Source organism: Micromonospora krabiensis (genome assembly GCF_900091425.1).
GTDB classification, from domain to species: Bacteria; Actinomycetota; Actinomycetes; order Mycobacteriales; family Micromonosporaceae; genus Micromonospora; species Micromonospora krabiensis.
Map to the genome: position 1 here is coordinate 6685019 of NZ_LT598496.1, position 16520 is coordinate 6701538.

The following is a 16520-nucleotide window of genomic DNA, read 5'->3' on the forward strand; positions in this document are numbered from 1 at the left end:
CCTCAGCGGTCGACCAGCACCAGCCACTCGTCGTCGAGCCGCCGTACCGTCGTCCCCTCCGGCCACACGTGCGCGACGCCGGCGGTCGCCCGGGCCTGGTCGACCTGCGGTGGCCGGTGGAGTCGTGCCCCCTCGAAGCTCGCCGGGCCCTGGAAGCGGACGCGGCCGAAGTTCGCCGCCCCGGCGAAGTGCGCCCGCTCGAACCACGCCTCGGCCGCGAACACCGTCCAGCGGAACAGCGCCATGTCGGCGAACCGGGTGCCCCGGAAGTCGGCGGGTCCGGCGAACTCGGTGTGCTCCATCGACAGGCCGCCCGCGAACGCGGCCTCCGTGAAGGTGGCGCCGTCGTCGAAGTGGGTGGCGTCGAAACTGGTCGGCCGGTCGAAGCCGGCGCCGTGGAAGGACGCCCGCTCGGTGAACGCGGCCCGCCGGCAGGAGAGACCCCCCGTGAACCGGGCCCGGTCGAAGCTGGCGCGGCCGGCGAACCGCGCGCCGTCGAGCGCGACCTCGCCGTCGCCGGCGAGGTCGTCCAGGGCCGCGTCGGCGAGGACCGCGTCGACCAGGCGCAGCCGCCCGCGTACGGTGGCGCCGGCGAAGGTGGTGGCCCCGGTGAACACCGCCCCGGAGAAGTCCGCGTCGACCAACTCGCAGCCGCTCGCGTCGAACCCGTCGAGCCGGGCGCCGCTCAGGTCGAGCACCGTGCCCGGCCAGTGGGCCGGGTCGCCCGCCCGCAGGTGCCGGGTCAGCACCCGCTGCGCGCTGCGACGCACCTCCGTCTCGCGCGGCTCGCCGTCGGCCGACGGCATCCGCAGGTACGCGCAGAGCACCGCCATGATCGTCGGACGCTGGGCGGGATGGTCCTGACCGAGCCGCTCCAGCGCGTGCAGCCCGCCGAGGCGTACGGCCGCGCTGTCGCTGCCGAGCAGCTCGACCGCGCGGGTGTAGAGCTCGGTCAGGCGGCGCTCACCGGCGTCGTGTTCGGCCGCGGCGGCCAGCCGCTCCTGGTGCCGCTCGGCGGCCGCGGTCACCGCCTCGGTGTGTGCCTGCACCCGCTCCCGGTGCTCCTGGTCACGGGCGGCGACCGCCTCCTGGTGTCGTTGCGCCCGCTCACCGATCCACTGTCGACGGGCGGCCAGCAGCAGCGCGAGCCCGCCTCCGGTGCCGGCCACCACGGTCAGGCCGGTGCGGATCGCGTCGACCCGCAGGGTGGCCCGGGTGTCGGGCTGGGTGGCGCGGTCGGCCTCGCCGAGCAGCCAGTCCAGGACCAGCCAGCCCAGCAGCGCGGCGAGGAGCAGGCCCAGCAGCACCAGCCACCACGGCATCACCCGTAGCTGCCCGTCGGGGGCCTCCTTGGCGCGCACGGCGCTCAGCATGCCACCTTCCGTCGCGTCCGGGGGAGCGGCGGACGGCGTTCACCGGTCGAGACCGTGCCGGCGACTGTGGACGGTCGGCGGGGTCGGCCCGATATGCCGGATCGTGCGCTCGCCGGGACAACAGTTACCGGCGCGTAACTTCTCATTGACGTTTCTAAATTGTTAACCCCATCATCGATCCACGGTCGACCGGACACCCCCACCCGTCCCCCGGTTCCGCCGGGTGCCTCCCACCGGAGGTGCAGCCATGCTGCTCCGAAAGACCGCACTGGCCCTCGCCCTCGCCGCCACCGTCGGCGCCGTCCTCGCCGCGCCGCCCGCTGCCGGTGCCGCGCCGTCCGCCGCGCCCCGGCCCGCGTCCGCCGCGGTCCCCGAGGCCGCCGCCGCGAACACCCCCACCACGAACGCCCCCGCCGTGAGCACCGCCGCGGCCCGCACGGTCATCGTCGTCGGCGGCCTCAGCGGCGTCGCCATCGCGTACGAGCCGCTCGCCGCCCGACTGCGCGCCGACGGCTTCCGGGTGTACGTCTACCAACTGCCCGGGCTGGGACTCGGGGACATCCCCACCTCCGCGCGGGCCTTCGCCGGCTACGTCGCGCAGGTCCGCGCGGCCACCGGCGCGACCACCGTCGACCTGGTCGCCCACTCCGAGGGCGGCCTCGTCTCCCGCTACTACCTCAAGCGGCTCGGCGGCACCCCCGCCGTCGCGCGGTACGTCAGCCTCGGCACCCCGCAGTACGGCACGTACGTCGCCAACATCCTCCAGTTCCTCGGCCTCGGCAGCTGCGCCGGTGTCGTCGCCTGCCAGCAGATGACGATCGGCTCGGCGTTCCTCGGCGACCTGAACGACGGCGACGACACCCCCGGCTCGGTGCGCTACACCACCGTGCGGACGGTGCAGGACGAACTCGTCCGGCCGACGCAGAACGCCACGCTCGCCGACGGCGCGACCAACGTGCTGATCCAGTCGTACTGCCCGCTGCGGGTGGTGGGCCACCTCGGGCTCGTGCTCGACGGCACCACGTACACCGTCATCCGCGGCGCGCTGGCCGACGCCCCCGTACGCCCCAACTGCCTGGCCCTCTGACACCGGCCGGCCGCGGGCGGGGCGCGACCCCGCCCGCGGCCGGCCGGCGCGCGACGCGGCACCGGGCGCGGCGGGTCGCGCCGCGCCCGGTCACGTGCTGGAACCGCACCACCGCGATGGGTACGGTGTCGACACCTGCCGGTCCGGGACGTTCGACGAGGGGCTGCCGTGGCACGCGTACTGCTGGACGTCACCATGTCGCTGGACGGCTTCATCGCCGGCCCCGACGTCAGTGTGGAACACCCGATGGGCGTGGGCGGGCTCCGCCTGCACCAGTGGATCTTCGACGCCTCGGCGAACGAGGTGGACGCGGAGATCGTTCGTGGCGCGCAGGCGGGCACCGGCGCGGTGGTGCTCGGCCGACGAACGTTCGACGTCGGCATCGACGTCTGGAACGACACCCCGTTTCCGGTGCCCTGCTTCGTGCTGACCCACGACCCCCTCGCCGAGCGGGTCGAGAAGAGCGGCACCTTCACCTTCGTCACCGACGTCCGGGACGCCTTCACCCGGGCCACCGCCGCCGCCGGAGACCGCGACGTACGCCTCATGGGCGCGGCGGTCGGCCAGCAGTTCCTGGCCGCGGGCCTGGTCGACGAGGTCCGCGTTCAGCTCGCCCCCGTGCTGCTCGGCGCGGGCCGCCGCCTGTTCGCGGACCTCGGCGACGCGCCCATCGAGCTGGAACGGATCGCCACAGTGGACTCACCACACGTGACCCACCTGCGCTACCTGGTCCGGCGGCCCGCGTCGGGTACGCGCTAGCGGGGCGCCCGCCCGCTCTGCTACCCCTGAACCGAGGCCGATGCGTGCGGCGGAGGAGGCGGGATGTGGCGACGGTCCCGGGCCGACCCGGTCCGCCGGCTCCGGGAGCGGCTGGACGGGTTCGGCGCCACGATGGACGCCCGACGGGTGCTCGACGCGGATGCGATCCGCGACGCCGAGGCGGTCATCGACCTGGTGACCCGCACCCCGCCGCGTCCACCGATGCCCGACCACGTCGCCGAGGGCGTCTTCCTGCTCGCCTGCCTGTTCTGGTACCGCTACCAGGTCCTGCCACCCGGTCAGGACGCCGACGAACTCGCCCACGCCGTGCGGTTCACCGAGGTCCTGGTGCGGTTCGCGCCGGAGCGCGTACCGCCGTCGCTTCTGGCGCTGCTGCGCGCGCACGGGCCACCGTCCGGCCCGGCCACCGCCGCACCCGCCGGTGGCCGGATCCCCACCCCGTGCTCCGGCCCGGGCGGATCCGGTGGCCCGACCGGCCGGGGCGGTGGCGAGCCGGCGGAGCTGTACCAGGAGGCCGTCGCCCTGATGGGCGCCGCGGAGTGGTCCGGCGACTACCGGGCGGCCGACCGGGCCGAAGGGCTGTTGAAACGCGCGCTGGCCGGCACACCGACCGGCACGCCGGAGCGGCTGCGCTACCTCACCGCGCTCGGCCGGGTGCACCGTGACCAGTTCCGCTACCTCGGCCGACGGCGCTGCCTGCCGGCGGCGATCGACGCGCACCGGGAGAGCCTGGAGTCCACCCCGGCCGCCGACCCCGAGCGACCGGCCCGGCTGTTCCACCTCGGCAACGTGCTGGGCGACCGGTACGAGCTGGCGGGTGACGCGGAGGCGCTGGACGAGTCGATCCGGCTGCTCGACGAGGCCGTGCGCACGGCGCCGGCCGGCTCACCGCTGGTGACGACGGCCCGGGCCAACCTGGGTCAGCGGCTGCGCGAGCGGTGGCGGCGGCGTCGCGACCCCGCCGACCTCGACCGCGCGGCGGACGTCCTCGCCCTCGCCGTACGCGCCGGTGTCGACCCCCGGATCGGCGCGGTCCACGGCGCGGTGGCCGCCGAGCGGTTCCTGCTGAGCGGCGGCGACGACGACCTGACCGCCGCGATCGAGGCGAACCGGTCGGTGCTGACCGCGGGGAACCTCCCGGACGAGCTGGCCGGCGTCAGCGGGGTGAGCCTCGCGTCGCTGCTCGTCGAGCGGCACCAACGGCACCGCGACCCGGCCGACCTGGACGCGGCGATCGAGGCGTACCGGGCGGTGGAGCAGACCGGCCTCGCCGGCGCGCTGACCGACGGCGTACGCCACACCGTCGGCACGCTGCTGGCGTCCCGGTACGCGCTGCACCGGCGGGCCACCGACCTCGCCGAGGCGGTGCGCCTGCTGCGGGAGGGCGTCTCGGCGGCGGGCGACCCGGTCACCCGGGCGCTGCGCCTCGGCGACCTCGGCTACACCCTCGGGGAGTGGGCCGCCGCCCTCGACGGCACCCGCACGACGCGGGAGGCCCGGGACCTGCTCACCGAGGCGGAGCGGCTGCTCCCGGCGGAGCATCCGCAGCGGCCCGGCCTGCTCAACAACCTGGGTCGCCTGCTCTACGAGCTGGCCGACCGGGCGGGCGAGCCCGACCTGCTGGAGCAGGCGGTGGCGACGCACCGGGCCGCCGTCGCCGGTGTCCCGGCCGACGCGCCGGTGCTGCCCCGCCACCTGGCCAACCTGGGGCTGGCGTTGCAGGCGCTCTTCGCCCGCACCCAGGACCTCGCGATCCTCACCGAGGCGGTCGACGTGCTCCGCCGGGCCGTGGACGCGAGCCCACCCGGCCATCCCGACCGGTTGGCCGCACTGGTCAACCACGCGAGCGTCCTCAACCGGCGCGTCGAGTTGGCCGTCAACGGCGCGCTGCCCGGCGCCGGCCCCAGCGGGCCCGACGCGGCGTCGGTGACCGCCGCCGCCGAGCGGGACGCGCGCACCGCCGTCCGCATGCTGCGCGAGGCGGCCGAGCTGGCACGGCGGGAGGACCCCGAGGCGTACGGGCCGGTCGCCGTCGTCCTGACCATCGCGTACGTGCTCCAGCACCTGCTCACCGGCGACACCGGCCCGCTCGACGAGGCGGTCGACGCAGCCCGGTCCGCCGAGTCGCTGCCGCTGCCCGCCGGTGAACGGCACCGGCTGCTGATCAACCTCGGTGGGGCGCTGCTGCTGCGGTTCCGGGCGACCCGGACCACCCGGGACGCGACCGACCTGCTGGCCGCGCACCGGTCGGCGGTGGCTGCCCTGCCCGCCGGCCACCCGGACCGGACGATGGGCCTGATCAACCTCGCCTACGCGATCGAGACGGTGGCCGGGCCACCCGACGACGACCCGACGGGCCCGGCCGCGCTCCCGGGGCCGGACCCGGCCGAGGCGACCGCCGCGCTGCGCGAGGCCGCCGGGGTCGAGGCCGCCCCGTCGCTGCTGCGGGCCACCGCCGCGGCGGCGTACGCCTCCCGCGCCGCCGACCTGCCCGAGGCCCTCGACGGGTACGCCACGGCGATCGAGCTGCTCGACCTCGCCGCCTGGCACGGCATGGACCCCGACGATCAGGGCCGGCTGCTCGGGCGGTTCCCCGGCCTGGCCAGCGACGCGGCGGCGGTGGCGATCGCCCTCGACCTGCCGCGCCGGGCCGTGGAGCTGCTCGAACACGGCCGCGGCGTGCTGCTGACCCGCGCCCACGACGCCGGCGCCGACCTGGCCGTCCTGCGGGAGCGGGCCCCCCGGCTGGCCGACCGCCTCGCCGAGCTGCAGGCCGGGCTGGACGGCTTCGACCCGGCTCCGGCCTCCGGCGCGCCGGGGATGCCCCCGGTGAGCGCCGCGCCGGGGGCGCTGCCGGTCGGTGGGCTGTCGGCACCGGGCGCCGGAGGCACCCCGGTGTCGCCGAGCAGCGTCGGGGGCACGTCGCCGGGGGCGGCCGTCGGGGGAGCGTCAACGGCGCGGGCCGCCGGGGGTGTGTCGGCGGGGCCGGAACGCCGGCACGAGCTGGCCACCCGCCGGCGGGAGTTGCTGGCCGAGATCCGCCGGTTGCCCGGCTTCGCCACGTTCCTGCTTCCGCCCTCGTTCGCCGAGCTGTCCGACGCGGCGGTCGGCGGCCCGGTGGTCCTGGTCAACGTGTCCGGCCGGCGCTGTGACGGGCTGGTGGTCACGCCCGGTCGGGTGCGCGCGGTGCCGTTGCCGGAGCTGACCCACGCCGAGCTGGCGGTCCGGGCCGCCACCTGCCTCGCCGCGCTGGCCGAGCTGAGCGCTCCCATCAGCGGCGGGGACGCCGGGCCGGTGGAGACGGAGCGACGGCGCCTCGCGGCCCGCCGTCGGGTCGCCGAGACGCTGGACTGGCTGTGGCGGGTGGTCGCCGCTCCGGTGCTCGACGCCCTCGACCCGTCGGACGCCCCGCCCGGCACCACCCACCCGCCCCGGTTGTGGTGGTGCCCGACCGGCCTGCTCACCCTGCTGCCGCTGCACGCCGCCGCCCCGCTGGGCGGGGGAGACGGCGTGCTCGACCGGGTGATCCCCTCGTACACCGCGTCGCTGCGCGCGCTGCGGCACGCCCGGCGCGGGGTTCCCGCCGCGCCGGCGCCGGTCACGTCGGCGCTGGTCGTCGGCATGCCGCGGACGCCCGGGCTGGCCGACCTGCCCGGCGCGGCCCGGGAGGAGGAGATCGTCCGGCGGCACGTCGCGCACGTGACGTCGCTGACCGGCGCGGCGGCCACGCCCGCGGCGGTGCTGGCGGCCCTGCCCGAGCGGCCGGTGGCCCACCTGTCCTGCCACGGCCACCAGCACCTGGCCGCCCCGGCCCGGGGTCGGCTCGTGCTGGCGGGCGGGCCGCTGCACGTGCGGGACCTGTGGCGACCGGCCGGCACGTCGGCCGCGCTCGCCGTCCTCTCCGCCTGCGACACGGTACGCGGCGGCGCGGCCCTGCCGGACGAGGCGCTGACCCTGGGCACCGCGTTCCAACTCGCCGGATTCCGGCACGTCGTGGGCGCGCTCTGGTCCATCTCCGACGCGTTGACCGTGCGGCTCTGCGAGGACCTCTACGCCGGGCTGGCCGTGCCGGGCGGCATCGACCCGGAGCGCGCGGCGACGGCCCTGCACCGGGCGGTACGGGACCTGCGGGCGGCGCTGCCCGGCCTACCGGACCTGTGGGCCGGCTACGTCCACATCGGTCCCTGAGCGCGCACCCTCGGTCAGCCCGGGGGCGGTGATCGCGGTGTCGGCGGCGGCGGACGGGCCGGGGCGACCCGGCGCGTACCAGGTGACGCCGACGGCCGCCACCAGCAGGGCGGTGCAGATAAGCACCAGCCGCACCCCGGTGCGCAGGGACCGGGCCGCCGCCAGGGCCTCCTGGTGGTCGCCGAGCGGCGACGGGGCCAGCGCGGCCACCGGCGTGACGGACAGCGGTCCGTGCGCGGCCCGCAGCAGCGTCAGCGCGCCGGCCGCCCCGGCGACGACGGCGCCCAGCAGCAGCACACCGACCAAGGCGCCCCACCCGGGGGCGAGCGTGCCGACGTCGGAGCGGCCCCGGATCAGGCTGAACCCGACCAGCGCCACCAGCAGGCCACCGAGCCCGTTGCGCCAGGCCAGCGCGGCGGCGCGGACGCGGGCCAGCTCGTCTTGGAGCAGCCCGGCCAGCTGCTGCGCCCGGCGCAGGTCGGCGGTCGTCGCCGGTGGGCCGGGCCGCAGCCGGATCACCGCTCCACCTCCAGCGTCCAGTACGCGCCGCAGCCGCTGCGCCCGGCCGGGCGGGCCGGGTGCTCGGACTCGCAGGTGCACAGCACGGCCCGGTGATCGGCGTCGGCCGACGGCACGGGCGTGACGTTCTTGTAGACGGCGTCCACCAGCGGCCAGCTGATCGGGTGCCCACAACGGGGGCAGTCGCCGCTGAGCAGCAGCGCCGGACCGTACTCCCGGGCGGTGAAGGTCTCCGCGGCCCGCACGGCGTAGCCGTCGTCGGTCACCTCGGCGTACGGCAGCGGGTCCGGGCCCGCCGCCGGCTCGCGTTCCTGCACCCGCGCCTCCCGCTCCCCGGCCGCTACGGACCGTCCACGGTAGCCGTCCAAGGCCCACCGGTCATCCGTCGCGCCGGGGGCGTCGCCGGCCCGGCCCGGGACGGTCCGCCCGGACCGGCCGGGGGAGACCGGAACCGCCCGATCCGACGGAGACCGGGCGGGGCGGGGCGCCGGATTGGCCGAGCGTCCGCGACGCCGCCACGGCCCGTGCGACGCTGGGCCGGTGCCGGCGGTGTCGACCGAGGGTCGCCCCGCCCGACACCCGGCGGGAGGGGGCAGCCAGTGACGGGAGTGCCGCAGGTCGACTTCGCGCTCGACACGTACGAGTGCATCGTGCTGTATCCCGGCGCCGCCGGCCGGGCGCTGCCACCCGAGACGGTCCAACGCCTGCAGTCCGAACACGCCGAGCACGTGCAGGCGCTGCAGCGCCGCGGGATCATCCTCGTCTCCGGCTCGGTCGACGGCCCGGCCCGCAACCCGGACCCGCCGATCGGGTTCGGGCTGGCGCGCACCGGCTCGGTGGACGACGTGCGCAGCGTGATGGAGGCCGATCCGGCGGTCCAGGCGGGGCTCTACCGGGTGGACGTGATGACGTTCCTCTGCCCGGCCGGCTCGCTGGAGTTCCCGCTCGCCAAGACCGAGAGCTGAGCGGGCGGGGGCATCGGTGGGTGTCGTCATCGTGACGGCGTCGCACGACCGTCGGTGCTAGCGTCGCGCCATCGAGGTCCGTCGCTGACGGGCGGGCCGGGGCGCCACTCGCCCGGCCCCGCCGCGTCGGCCCGACCCGACGGCCGGGGGCACCGGAGCTGGACCGGCCCGCGGGAGCACCCCGGTGGGCGCCGACGCCGGAGGCGTACGATTCCCGGCGCGCGGTCGCCGTTGCCCGCCACAGCCACAACGTTCCCCGGCGGGGTGTCACCCGCCGAGACGCGCGCGTACCGCGCGACGTTGGACAATTGTTCCGCAGCCCGCAAGGGGTCGGCCCCCGGATCGACCCGGAAGAGAGACTAGCCTGATGGGCGTGACACGCCGCGCGAAGATCGTCTGCACTCTTGGTCCCGCCACCTCGTCGCCGGAGCGCATCCGGGGGCTCGTAGAGGCCGGGATGAACGTGGCGAGACTCAACTTCAGCCACGGCAGCCACGCCGACCACGAGGCGGTCTATCGGCTCGTCCGCGAGGCGGCCGAGGCGTCCGGCAAGCCGGTGGCGATCCTCGCCGACCTCCAGGGCCCCAAGATCCGGCTGGGCCGGTTCGCCGACGGCCCGCACGAGTGGCGCACCGGCGACTCCGTCGTGATCACCGGCGACGACGTCGTCGGCACCAAGGAGCGCGTCTCTTGCACCTACCGCAAGCTGCCGCAGGAGGTGAAGCCCGGCGACCGGCTGCTGATCGACGACGGGCGGGTCGCCGTCGAGGTCATCGACGTCACCGGCAACGACATCCGCGTCCTGGTCACCGAGGGCGGCCCGGTCTCCAACAACAAGGGCGTCTCGCTGCCCAACGTGGCGGTCAGCGTCCCGGCGCTGTCGGAGAAGGACGCGGAGGACCTGCGCTTCGCCCTCGGCCTCGGCGTCGACATGATCGCGCTGTCGTTCGTCCGCTCGGCCGACGACATCAAGCTCGTCCACTCGATCATGGACGAGGAGGGTGTCCGCCGCCCGGTGCTGGCCAAGGTCGAGAAGCCGGAGGCGGTGGACCACCTGGAGGCCATCGTGCTGGCGTTCGACGGGGTCATGGTCGCCCGCGGTGACCTCGGCGTCGAGCTGCCGCTGGACCAGGTCCCGCTGGTGCAGAAGCGGGCCGTGCAGCTGTGCCGGGAGAACGCCAAGCCGGTCATCGTGGCCACCCAGATGCTCGACTCCATGATCGAGAATTCCCGCCCGACCCGCGCCGAGGCCTCGGACGTGGCCAACGCGGTGCTCGACGGCGCGGACGCGGTGATGCTGTCCGGCGAGACCAGCGTGGGCAAGTACCCGGTGCTCACCGTCAGCACCATGGCCAAGATCGTGACGACCACCGAGGCCGGCTCGATCGCCGTGCCGCGGCTCCAGCACGACCCGCGTACACACGGCGGCGCGCTCACGGTCGCGGCCTCCTCGATCGCCCGGGCCATCGGCGCCAAGGCGATGGTGGCGTTCTCGCAGACCGGTGACACCGTCCGGCGGCTGTCCCGGCTGCACTGCGACCTGCCGCTGCTGGCCTTCACCCCGGTTCCCGAGGTGCGCAACCAGCTCGCGCTCTGCTGGGGCGTGGAGACGTTCCTGATGCCGTTCGTGCAGCACACCGACGACATGTTCCGCCAGGTCGACCAGGCGCTGCTCGGCCTCAACCGGGCCAACCCGGGCGACTACGTGGTGATCGTGGCCGGCAGCCCGCCCGGCACCCCGGGCTCGACCAACACGCTGCGCGTGCACCAGCTCGGGTCGCTGGTCGACGCGGCGTCGGCGCGGGCGCTGCAGTGAGCAACCCGCCGGTCGCCGTCGGCCAGGCCGCGGTGGACCAGCTGCTGGAGGTCCTCGACCTCACGCCGAACGGCGAGATGGCCTTCCGGGGGATGAGTCCCCCGGTGGGCCCGCAGCGGGTCTACGGCGGCCAGGTCGCCGGCCAGGCGCTGGTCGCCGCCGGCCGCACGGTCGACCCGGAGCGCTTCGTGCACTCCCTGCACGGCTACTTCGTGCGCCCGGGGGACCCGTCCGAGCCGATCGACTACCAGGTGGAGAACGTCCGGGACGGGCGCTCCTTCTCGGTACGCCGGTCGGTGGCCCTCCAGCACGACAAGCCGATCTTCTTCATGTCGGCGTCGTTCCACCGCGCGGAGGAGGGCCTCGACCACCAGGCGCCGGCGCCGCCGGACGTGCCGGGGCCGGAGGATGTGCCGACGATGACCGAGCGGCTCGCCCGCTACCCGGAGCGGCTCGGCATCTGGGGGCAGATTCCCCGGCCGATCGACGTCCGCTACGTCGGCGAGCCCGGCTGGGTACGCCCCGGCGACCGCCCCGCCGACCCCCACCAGCGCGTCTGGATGCGAATCGACGGCAAGCTGCCCGACGATCCGCTGCTGCACGCCTGTGCGCTGACGTACGCCTCCGACCTCACCCTGCTGGACTCGGTGCTCTCGGTGCACGGCGAGGTGTGGGGGCCCGGTGGCCTGGTGGGCGCGAGCCTCGACCACGCCCTGTGGTTCCACCGGCCGTTCCGCGCCGACGAGTGGTTCCTCTACGACTGCTGGAGCCCGTCCGCGTCCGACGCGCGGGGTCTGGCCACCGGCCGCATGTTCACCACGGACGGCCGGCAGATCGCCAGCGCCGTCCAGGAGGGTCTGCTGCGCCGCGTGGGCGCGTGATCGATTCGTGCAGGGGCGGCGGCCTGACACGCTGACCAGGCCGCTAACCTTGCCGCATGCGCCTCTCCGCTCGGGTCGACTATGCCCTCCGCGCCGTCGCCGAGCTCGCGGCGACGGGCAGCGGCCCCGGCCGGGGTCGCCCGGTCACGGCCGACCAGATCGCCCGGGCGCAGGAGATCCCGCCGAAGTTCCTGGAGAGCATCCTGCTCCAGCTGCGCCGCGGCGGCGTCGTGAACGCCCAGCGGGGCCCGGAGGGCGGCTACTGGCTGGCCCGCCCGGCGGAGGAGATCTCCCTGGCCGAGGTGATCCGGGTGATCGACGGGCCGCTGGCCCACGTACGCGGACAGCGACCGGAGGACCTCGGCTACCACGGTGCCGCCCGCTCCCTCCAGGAGGTCTGGATCGCGCTGCGGGCCAGCGAGCGGGAGATCCTGGAGCTGGTGACCGTGGCCGACGTCGCGGCCGGCACCCTGCCGCCCCGGGTGACCGAACTGGCCGCCGACCCGCGCGCCTGGACCTGAGCCACCTGTCCTGAGGCGTCCCACCCATCGATCGGGGACTTGACCGAGGCACCTCCGTGCCGCATTGTCGACCAAGTCGATAGGTCATGCCGAAAAGCCGGGGGTGCGTCATGCGCAAGCTGCTGGTCCTCGCCCTGGTCGGGCTCGCCGCGCAGCTCGTCGACGGCTCACTCGGCATGGCGTACGGGCTGACCTCGTCCACCCTGCTGCTGGTCGCCGGGGTGGCGCCGGCCGCCGCGTCGGCCTCGGTGCACCTCGCGGAGGTCGGCACCACGCTCGCCGCCGGCGTCGCGCACTGGCGGTTCGGCAACGTCGACTGGCGGGTGGTCTCCCGGATCGCCCTGCCCGGCGCGCTCGGTGCCTTCGCCGGCGCCACCGTCCTCAGCTCCCTGTCCACCGAGTCCGCCGCGCCGTGGATGGCCGGCATCCTGTTCGCCCTCGGCGCGTACCTGCTGGTGCGGTTCACCCGACCGCTGCGCTCCGCCGGCACCGGGGGTCGCCTGCGGGGGCGGTTCCTCGGCCCGCTCGGTCTGGTCGCCGGGTTCGTCGACGCCACCGGCGGTGGAGGCTGGGGTCCCGTCGCCACGCCGGCGCTGCTGGTCTCCGGCCGCCTGGAGCCGCGCAAGGTGATCGGCTCGGTCGACACCGCCGAGACCGTGGTGGCCCTCGCGGCGAGCGCCGGCTTCCTGATCGGCCTCGGCTCCGAGGGCTTCCTCCTGCCCACCGTGGCCGCCCTGCTGGTCGGTGGCCTGATCGCCGCTCCGGTCGCCGCCTGGCTGGTGCGGACCGTCCCGGCCCAGCTGCTCGGGGCCGCCGTCGGCGGCGTGATCGTCCTGACCAACGCCCGCACCCTGCTGCGCGCCGGTGCGGTGGGGACCCCGCTGTCCGGTGTGGTCTACGGGCTGCTCGCCGCCGGCTGGCTGACCGCCCTGGCGCTCGCCCTCCGGGCGCTACGCCGCACCCGCCAGGATCGGGCGCTCGCCGAGCCGGCGCCCGTCACCGACACCGCCGGCACCGTCGCTCAGCCGCGCCGGCTGCCGGTCGCGGTGGACTCCTGACCCGAAGGCGGCAGGAGATCCACTCGGGTTCCTTGATGTCGCGGTGTCGCTTCGGCCCGGACACCCCGACATCAAGAAACCCGAGGGGATCAACGTTCGCCGAGCGTCGGCGCTCAGGTTGCCATGAGGTCGTCGGCGGTTGCCTGGAGCAGCGTCCACGCCTCGTCGACGTGCGCCTCGGCGGTCTGTGGGGAGCCGACCGCCAGCCGCAGCGTGAACCGGCCGTCGACCCGGGTGTGCGTCAGGTGGACCCGGCCGGTGCCGTTGACCCGGGCCAGCAGCTCGGCGTTGACCTCGTCGGCGGCCCGTAGCCGGAAGCACACCAGCGAGAACGGATGCGCGGCGGCCAGCTCGAACCGGTCGTCGGCGCGTACCCGCCCGGCGAACCGGGCGGCCAGCGCCACCCCGCGGCGCACGTGCGCGCGCAGCCCCTCGACGCCGTACCAGCGCAGCACGAACCACAGCTTCAGCGCCCGGAACCGGCGACCCAGCGGCACCTGCCAGTCCCGGTAGTCGAGCACCGCACCGGACTCGGTCGCGGCGTTGCGCAGGAACTCCGGCATCACGGTCAGCGCCTCGACCAACTCGCCCCGGTCGGCCACCCAGAACGCGTCGCAGTCGAACCCGGTCAGCAGCCACTTGTGCGGGTCGAAGCAGTACGAGTCGGCGAACTCCAGTCCGGCGTGCGACCAGCGCAGCTCCGGGCAGACCGCGGCCGCACCCGCGTACGCGGCGTCCACGTGCAGCCAGATCCCGTACTCGGCGCAGATCGCCCCGATCTCCGGCAGCGGGTCGACGGCCGTGGTGGAGGTGGTACCGATGGTCGCCACCACGATCGCCGGCACCTCACCGGCGGCCCGGTCCGCCTCGATCGCGGCGCACAACGCGGCCGGCCGCATCGCCTGGCTGGCCGGGTCCACCTCGACCGCGCGCACCCCGTCGGCGCCCAGCCCGGCGATCCGGGCGGCTTTCTCGATGGAGGAGTGCCCGTGGGTCGACGTGTAGGCCCGGTAGCGCCGGTCGACGCCGGCCTCCCGCCAGCGGCCGTCGCTGGCCCGGTGCAGCGCGGCCAGGGTGGCCACCAGGGTCGCCGACGACGCCGAGTCCTGGATGACCCCGCCACCGCGGGTGTCCGACCGGAACCGCCGCGGCAGGTCCAGCAGCCCGGCCAGCCAGTCCATCATCACCGTCTCCAGCTCGGTGCAGGCCGGGCTGGTCGCCCACAGCATGCCCTGCACGCCCAGCCCGGAGCTGACCAGGTCGCCGAGCACGCTCGGACCCGAGGTGTTGGCCGGGAAGTAGCCGAAGAAACCGGGGTGCTGCCAGTGGGTCAGCCGAGGCGCGACCAGCGCGTCCAGGTCGGCGAGGACCGCGTCGACGGGCTCACCGTCCACCGGAGGGCCCGCCGGCAGCGCCGCCGCGAGCGCCCCGGGCGGGTCACCCGACACCACCGGGCGCTGCCCCAGCGTCGACCAGTAGTCGGCGATCCAGTCCACCACCGCGTAACCGGCGCGGCGGAACTCCTCGGGATCCATGTGCTCGGCCACCCACGGAGTCGATCAACAATCGCGCCGGGTCGCAAGAGGGGGGTCGCACCGGGCCGGCGGCAGGCACCGGGCCGCAGCCGCGGAATCCGCACAGCTCCGGCCCGGTGCGCCACACCGCGGCATCTCCGACCCGTCCCGACCGAAGATGCCGTACCACCACCGGACTCAAAACTAGGCACCGTCCGGGTCGCGGGGGTGACGCCAGCGTGAAGATCGTGTTTCAGGCGTCCCGACGCAGGCCACCGACGACCTGCTCGGCGATCAACTCGTACGAGCGCACCCGGTCCTCGACGTCGTACACCAGCGTGGTGAGCATCAGCTCGTTCGCGCCCGTGCGCTCCAGCAGGTCACCGAGCTGCCGCCGTACCGTCTCCGGGGAGCCCATCGCCTGACCCTCCCGGCGCTGCAGCACGAACTCCCGCTCGACCTCCGTGTACGGGTACGCCGCCGCCTCCTCGGGCGTCGGCAGCGGTCCCGGTCGACCCGACCGCAGCTTCAGGAACGAGAGCCCGGCCGGCGCGGCCAGCCACTCCGCCCGCTCGTCGGTGTCCGCGCAGACGGCGTTGACGGCCACCATCGCGTACGGCTCGTCCAGCCACCGCGACGGCCGGAAACTCTGCCGGTAGAGCGTGAGGGCGGGCAGCGTGTTCTGCGCGCTGAAGTGGTGCGCGAAGGAGAACGGCAACCCCAGCATGCCCGCCAGTTGGGCACTGAAGCCGCTGGAGCCCAGCAGCCAGACCGCCGGTTGCAGACCCCGACCCGGGGTGGCGGTGATCGGGCCCGACTCCTCGCCGCTGAAGTAGTTCATGAGGTCGGCCAGCTCCCGCGGGAACCCCTCGGCCGACAGCCCTTCCATCGTCCGGCGCAGCGCCAACGCGGTCACCTGGTCGGTGCCCGGCGCGCGGCCGATTCCCAGGTCGATCCGCCCCGGGTGCAACGCCTCCAGCGTGCCGAACTGCTCGGCCACCACCAGCGGCGCGTGGTTCGGCAGCATGACACCACCCGAACCGAGCCGGATGGTCGAGGTCGCCGCCGCCAGGTGCGCGAGCAGTACGGCCGGGGCGGAGCTGGCGATGCCGGGCATGTTGTGGTGCTCGGCCACCCAGAAACGGTGGTAACCCAGCTCCTCGGTGCGCCGGGCCAGCTCGGTGGTGTGCCGCAGGGCCTCGCCGGCGGAGGAGCCGGCGGCGACCGGTGCGAGGTCAAGGACGGAGAGCGGTACGTCGATCACACGCCACGGCAACCCGTGACGCGCCGGATTTGTTCCCACCCGCTCATCCCATCCCGCGGGCCTGCTCGAAGATGAGGCTGGTCTGGGTGTGCTGCACCGCCGGATCCACCGCCAGGTGGTCGAGCACGAAGTCCCGCAGCGCGTCCGCCGACGCGGCCCGCACATGCAGCACGTAGTCCTCCGCGCCGGCCACGTGGAACACCGACACCACCCCGGGCAGCCGCACCGACCGGGCCCGGAACGCGTCCACCGCCGGCCGCTCGTGCTCCCGCAGCCGCACCGAGACCAGCGCCTGCAACGGCAACCCCAGCGCGGCCGGGTCCACGTCGGCGTGGAAACCACGGATCGCGCCGCGCTCACGCAGCACCCGGGTGCGGGACAGGCACGTCGAGGGCGCCACCCCGACCCGCTCGGCCAGGGCGTTGTTCGGCAGCCGGCCGTCGGCCGCCAACTCGGTGAGAATCGCGCGATCCACGTCGTCCAGCGCCGGCAACAACCGCACATCATTCGACACAGGGGGCATGAGAACATCCTTCACCGAATCAGTTCGCCGA

14 protein-coding genes are annotated in these 16520 nt (G+C 75.3%); 8 read left to right on the forward strand and 6 right to left on the reverse strand.

Annotation, left to right across the window (positions count from 1 at the left end; all coding sequences use genetic code 11):
• Positions 1-2: 2 nt before the first annotated feature.
• The gene (locus GA0070620_RS30765; RefSeq protein ID WP_091596876.1) at positions 3-1373 is read right to left on the reverse strand and encodes a pentapeptide repeat-containing protein; all 1371 of its coding nucleotides are present in this window, start codon (positions 1371-1373) and stop codon (positions 3-5) included.
• 247 nt (positions 1374-1620) lie between these two features.
• Between GA0070620_RS30765 and GA0070620_RS30770 the strand changes: the two genes are divergently transcribed.
• From GA0070620_RS30770 to GA0070620_RS30780, 3 genes are all read left to right on the forward strand, one after another.
• Positions 1621-2460 carry a lipase family alpha/beta hydrolase gene (locus GA0070620_RS30770; protein WP_091596879.1) on the forward strand — a complete coding sequence of 280 codons (840 nt, stop codon included), beginning with the start codon at positions 1621-1623 and terminating at the stop codon, positions 2458-2460.
• 168 nt (positions 2461-2628) lie between these two features.
• Positions 2629-3219 (forward strand): dihydrofolate reductase family protein, encoded by a 591-nt coding sequence (locus GA0070620_RS30775; RefSeq protein WP_091596881.1) that lies wholly within the window; start codon positions 2629-2631, stop codon positions 3217-3219.
• Positions 3220-3282: 63 nt separating this feature from the next.
• On the forward strand, positions 3283-7428 hold the full coding sequence (locus tag GA0070620_RS30780; protein WP_091596884.1) for a CHAT domain-containing protein: 4146 nt from the start codon (positions 3283-3285) through the stop codon (positions 7426-7428).
• Here the strand turns inward: GA0070620_RS30780 and GA0070620_RS30785 are convergent.
• Positions 7387-7947, reverse strand: a complete 561-nt coding sequence (locus GA0070620_RS30785; protein ID WP_091596887.1) for a hypothetical protein — start codon at positions 7945-7947, stop codon at positions 7387-7389. The two genes, GA0070620_RS30780 and GA0070620_RS30785, sit on opposite strands and share 42 nt — an antisense overlap.
• Positions 7944-8264 (reverse strand): hypothetical protein, encoded by a 321-nt coding sequence (locus GA0070620_RS30790; protein ID WP_091596890.1) that lies wholly within the window; start codon positions 8262-8264, stop codon positions 7944-7946. The genes GA0070620_RS30785 and GA0070620_RS30790 overlap by 4 nt, the downstream gene beginning before the upstream one ends.
• 282 nt (positions 8265-8546) lie before the next feature.
• Here GA0070620_RS30790 and GA0070620_RS30795 point away from each other — a divergent pair, with 282 nt between their 5' ends.
• The 5 genes from GA0070620_RS30795 to GA0070620_RS30815 all read left to right on the forward strand — a co-directional run bounded on the left by GA0070620_RS30795 (position 8547) and on the right by GA0070620_RS30815 (position 13188).
• The gene (locus tag GA0070620_RS30795; protein ID WP_091596892.1) at positions 8547-8912 is read left to right on the forward strand and encodes a YciI family protein; all 366 of its coding nucleotides are present in this window, start codon (positions 8547-8549) and stop codon (positions 8910-8912) included.
• Between the two features lie 367 nt (positions 8913-9279).
• Positions 9280-10728: a pyruvate kinase gene (pyk, locus tag GA0070620_RS30800; RefSeq protein WP_091596895.1), complete on the forward strand. Its 1449-nt coding sequence runs from the start codon at positions 9280-9282 to the stop codon at positions 10726-10728.
• Complete coding sequence (locus GA0070620_RS30805; RefSeq protein ID WP_091596897.1) at positions 10725-11609, forward strand: acyl-CoA thioesterase; 885 nt, start codon at positions 10725-10727, stop codon at positions 11607-11609. Before pyk ends, GA0070620_RS30805 begins: the two co-directional genes overlap by 4 nt.
• A gap of 56 nt (positions 11610-11665) precedes the next feature.
• Positions 11666-12130 (forward strand): RrF2 family transcriptional regulator, encoded by a 465-nt coding sequence (locus GA0070620_RS30810; RefSeq protein WP_091596900.1) that lies wholly within the window; start codon positions 11666-11668, stop codon positions 12128-12130.
• A 110-nt stretch (positions 12131-12240) separates the two neighbouring features.
• Positions 12241-13188: a sulfite exporter TauE/SafE family protein gene (locus GA0070620_RS30815; protein WP_091596903.1), complete on the forward strand. Its 948-nt coding sequence runs from the start codon at positions 12241-12243 to the stop codon at positions 13186-13188.
• Between the two features lie 113 nt (positions 13189-13301).
• On the opposite strand, the gene GA0070620_RS30820 is transcribed toward GA0070620_RS30815, so the two are convergent.
• The 3 genes from GA0070620_RS30820 to GA0070620_RS30830 all read right to left on the reverse strand — a co-directional run bounded on the left by GA0070620_RS30820 (position 13302) and on the right by GA0070620_RS30830 (position 16489).
• Positions 13302-14735 carry a pyridoxal-dependent decarboxylase gene (locus tag GA0070620_RS30820; RefSeq protein ID WP_231922024.1) on the reverse strand — a complete coding sequence of 478 codons (1434 nt, stop codon included), beginning with the start codon at positions 14733-14735 and terminating at the stop codon, positions 13302-13304.
• 220 nt (positions 14736-14955) lie between these two features.
• Positions 14956-15966 (reverse strand): LLM class flavin-dependent oxidoreductase, encoded by a 1011-nt coding sequence (locus tag GA0070620_RS30825; RefSeq protein ID WP_172836351.1) that lies wholly within the window; start codon positions 15964-15966, stop codon positions 14956-14958.
• Between the two features lie 43 nt (positions 15967-16009).
• Complete coding sequence (locus GA0070620_RS30830; RefSeq protein ID WP_091596907.1) at positions 16010-16489, reverse strand: Lrp/AsnC family transcriptional regulator; 480 nt, start codon at positions 16487-16489, stop codon at positions 16010-16012.
• Positions 16490-16520: the final 31 nt, after the last annotated feature.

Coding starts and splice junctions, on each gene's coding strand:
- GA0070620_RS30765 (WP_091596876.1), bottom strand. CDS start 1,373: ATGCTGAGCGCCGTGCGCGCCAAGGAGGCCCCCGACGGGCAGCTACGG.
- GA0070620_RS30770 (WP_091596879.1), top strand. CDS start 1,621: ATGCTGCTCCGAAAGACCGCACTGGCCCTCGCCCTCGCCGCCACCGTC.
- GA0070620_RS30780 (WP_091596884.1), top strand. CDS start 3,283: ATGTGGCGACGGTCCCGGGCCGACCCGGTCCGCCGGCTCCGGGAGCGG.
- pyk (WP_091596895.1), top strand. CDS start 9,280: ATGGGCGTGACACGCCGCGCGAAGATCGTCTGCACTCTTGGTCCCGCC.
- GA0070620_RS30810 (WP_091596900.1), top strand. CDS start 11,666: ATGCGCCTCTCCGCTCGGGTCGACTATGCCCTCCGCGCCGTCGCCGAG.
- GA0070620_RS30815 (WP_091596903.1), top strand. CDS start 12,241: ATGCGCAAGCTGCTGGTCCTCGCCCTGGTCGGGCTCGCCGCGCAGCTC.
- GA0070620_RS30830 (WP_091596907.1), bottom strand. CDS start 16,489: ATGCCCCCTGTGTCGAATGATGTGCGGTTGTTGCCGGCGCTGGACGAC.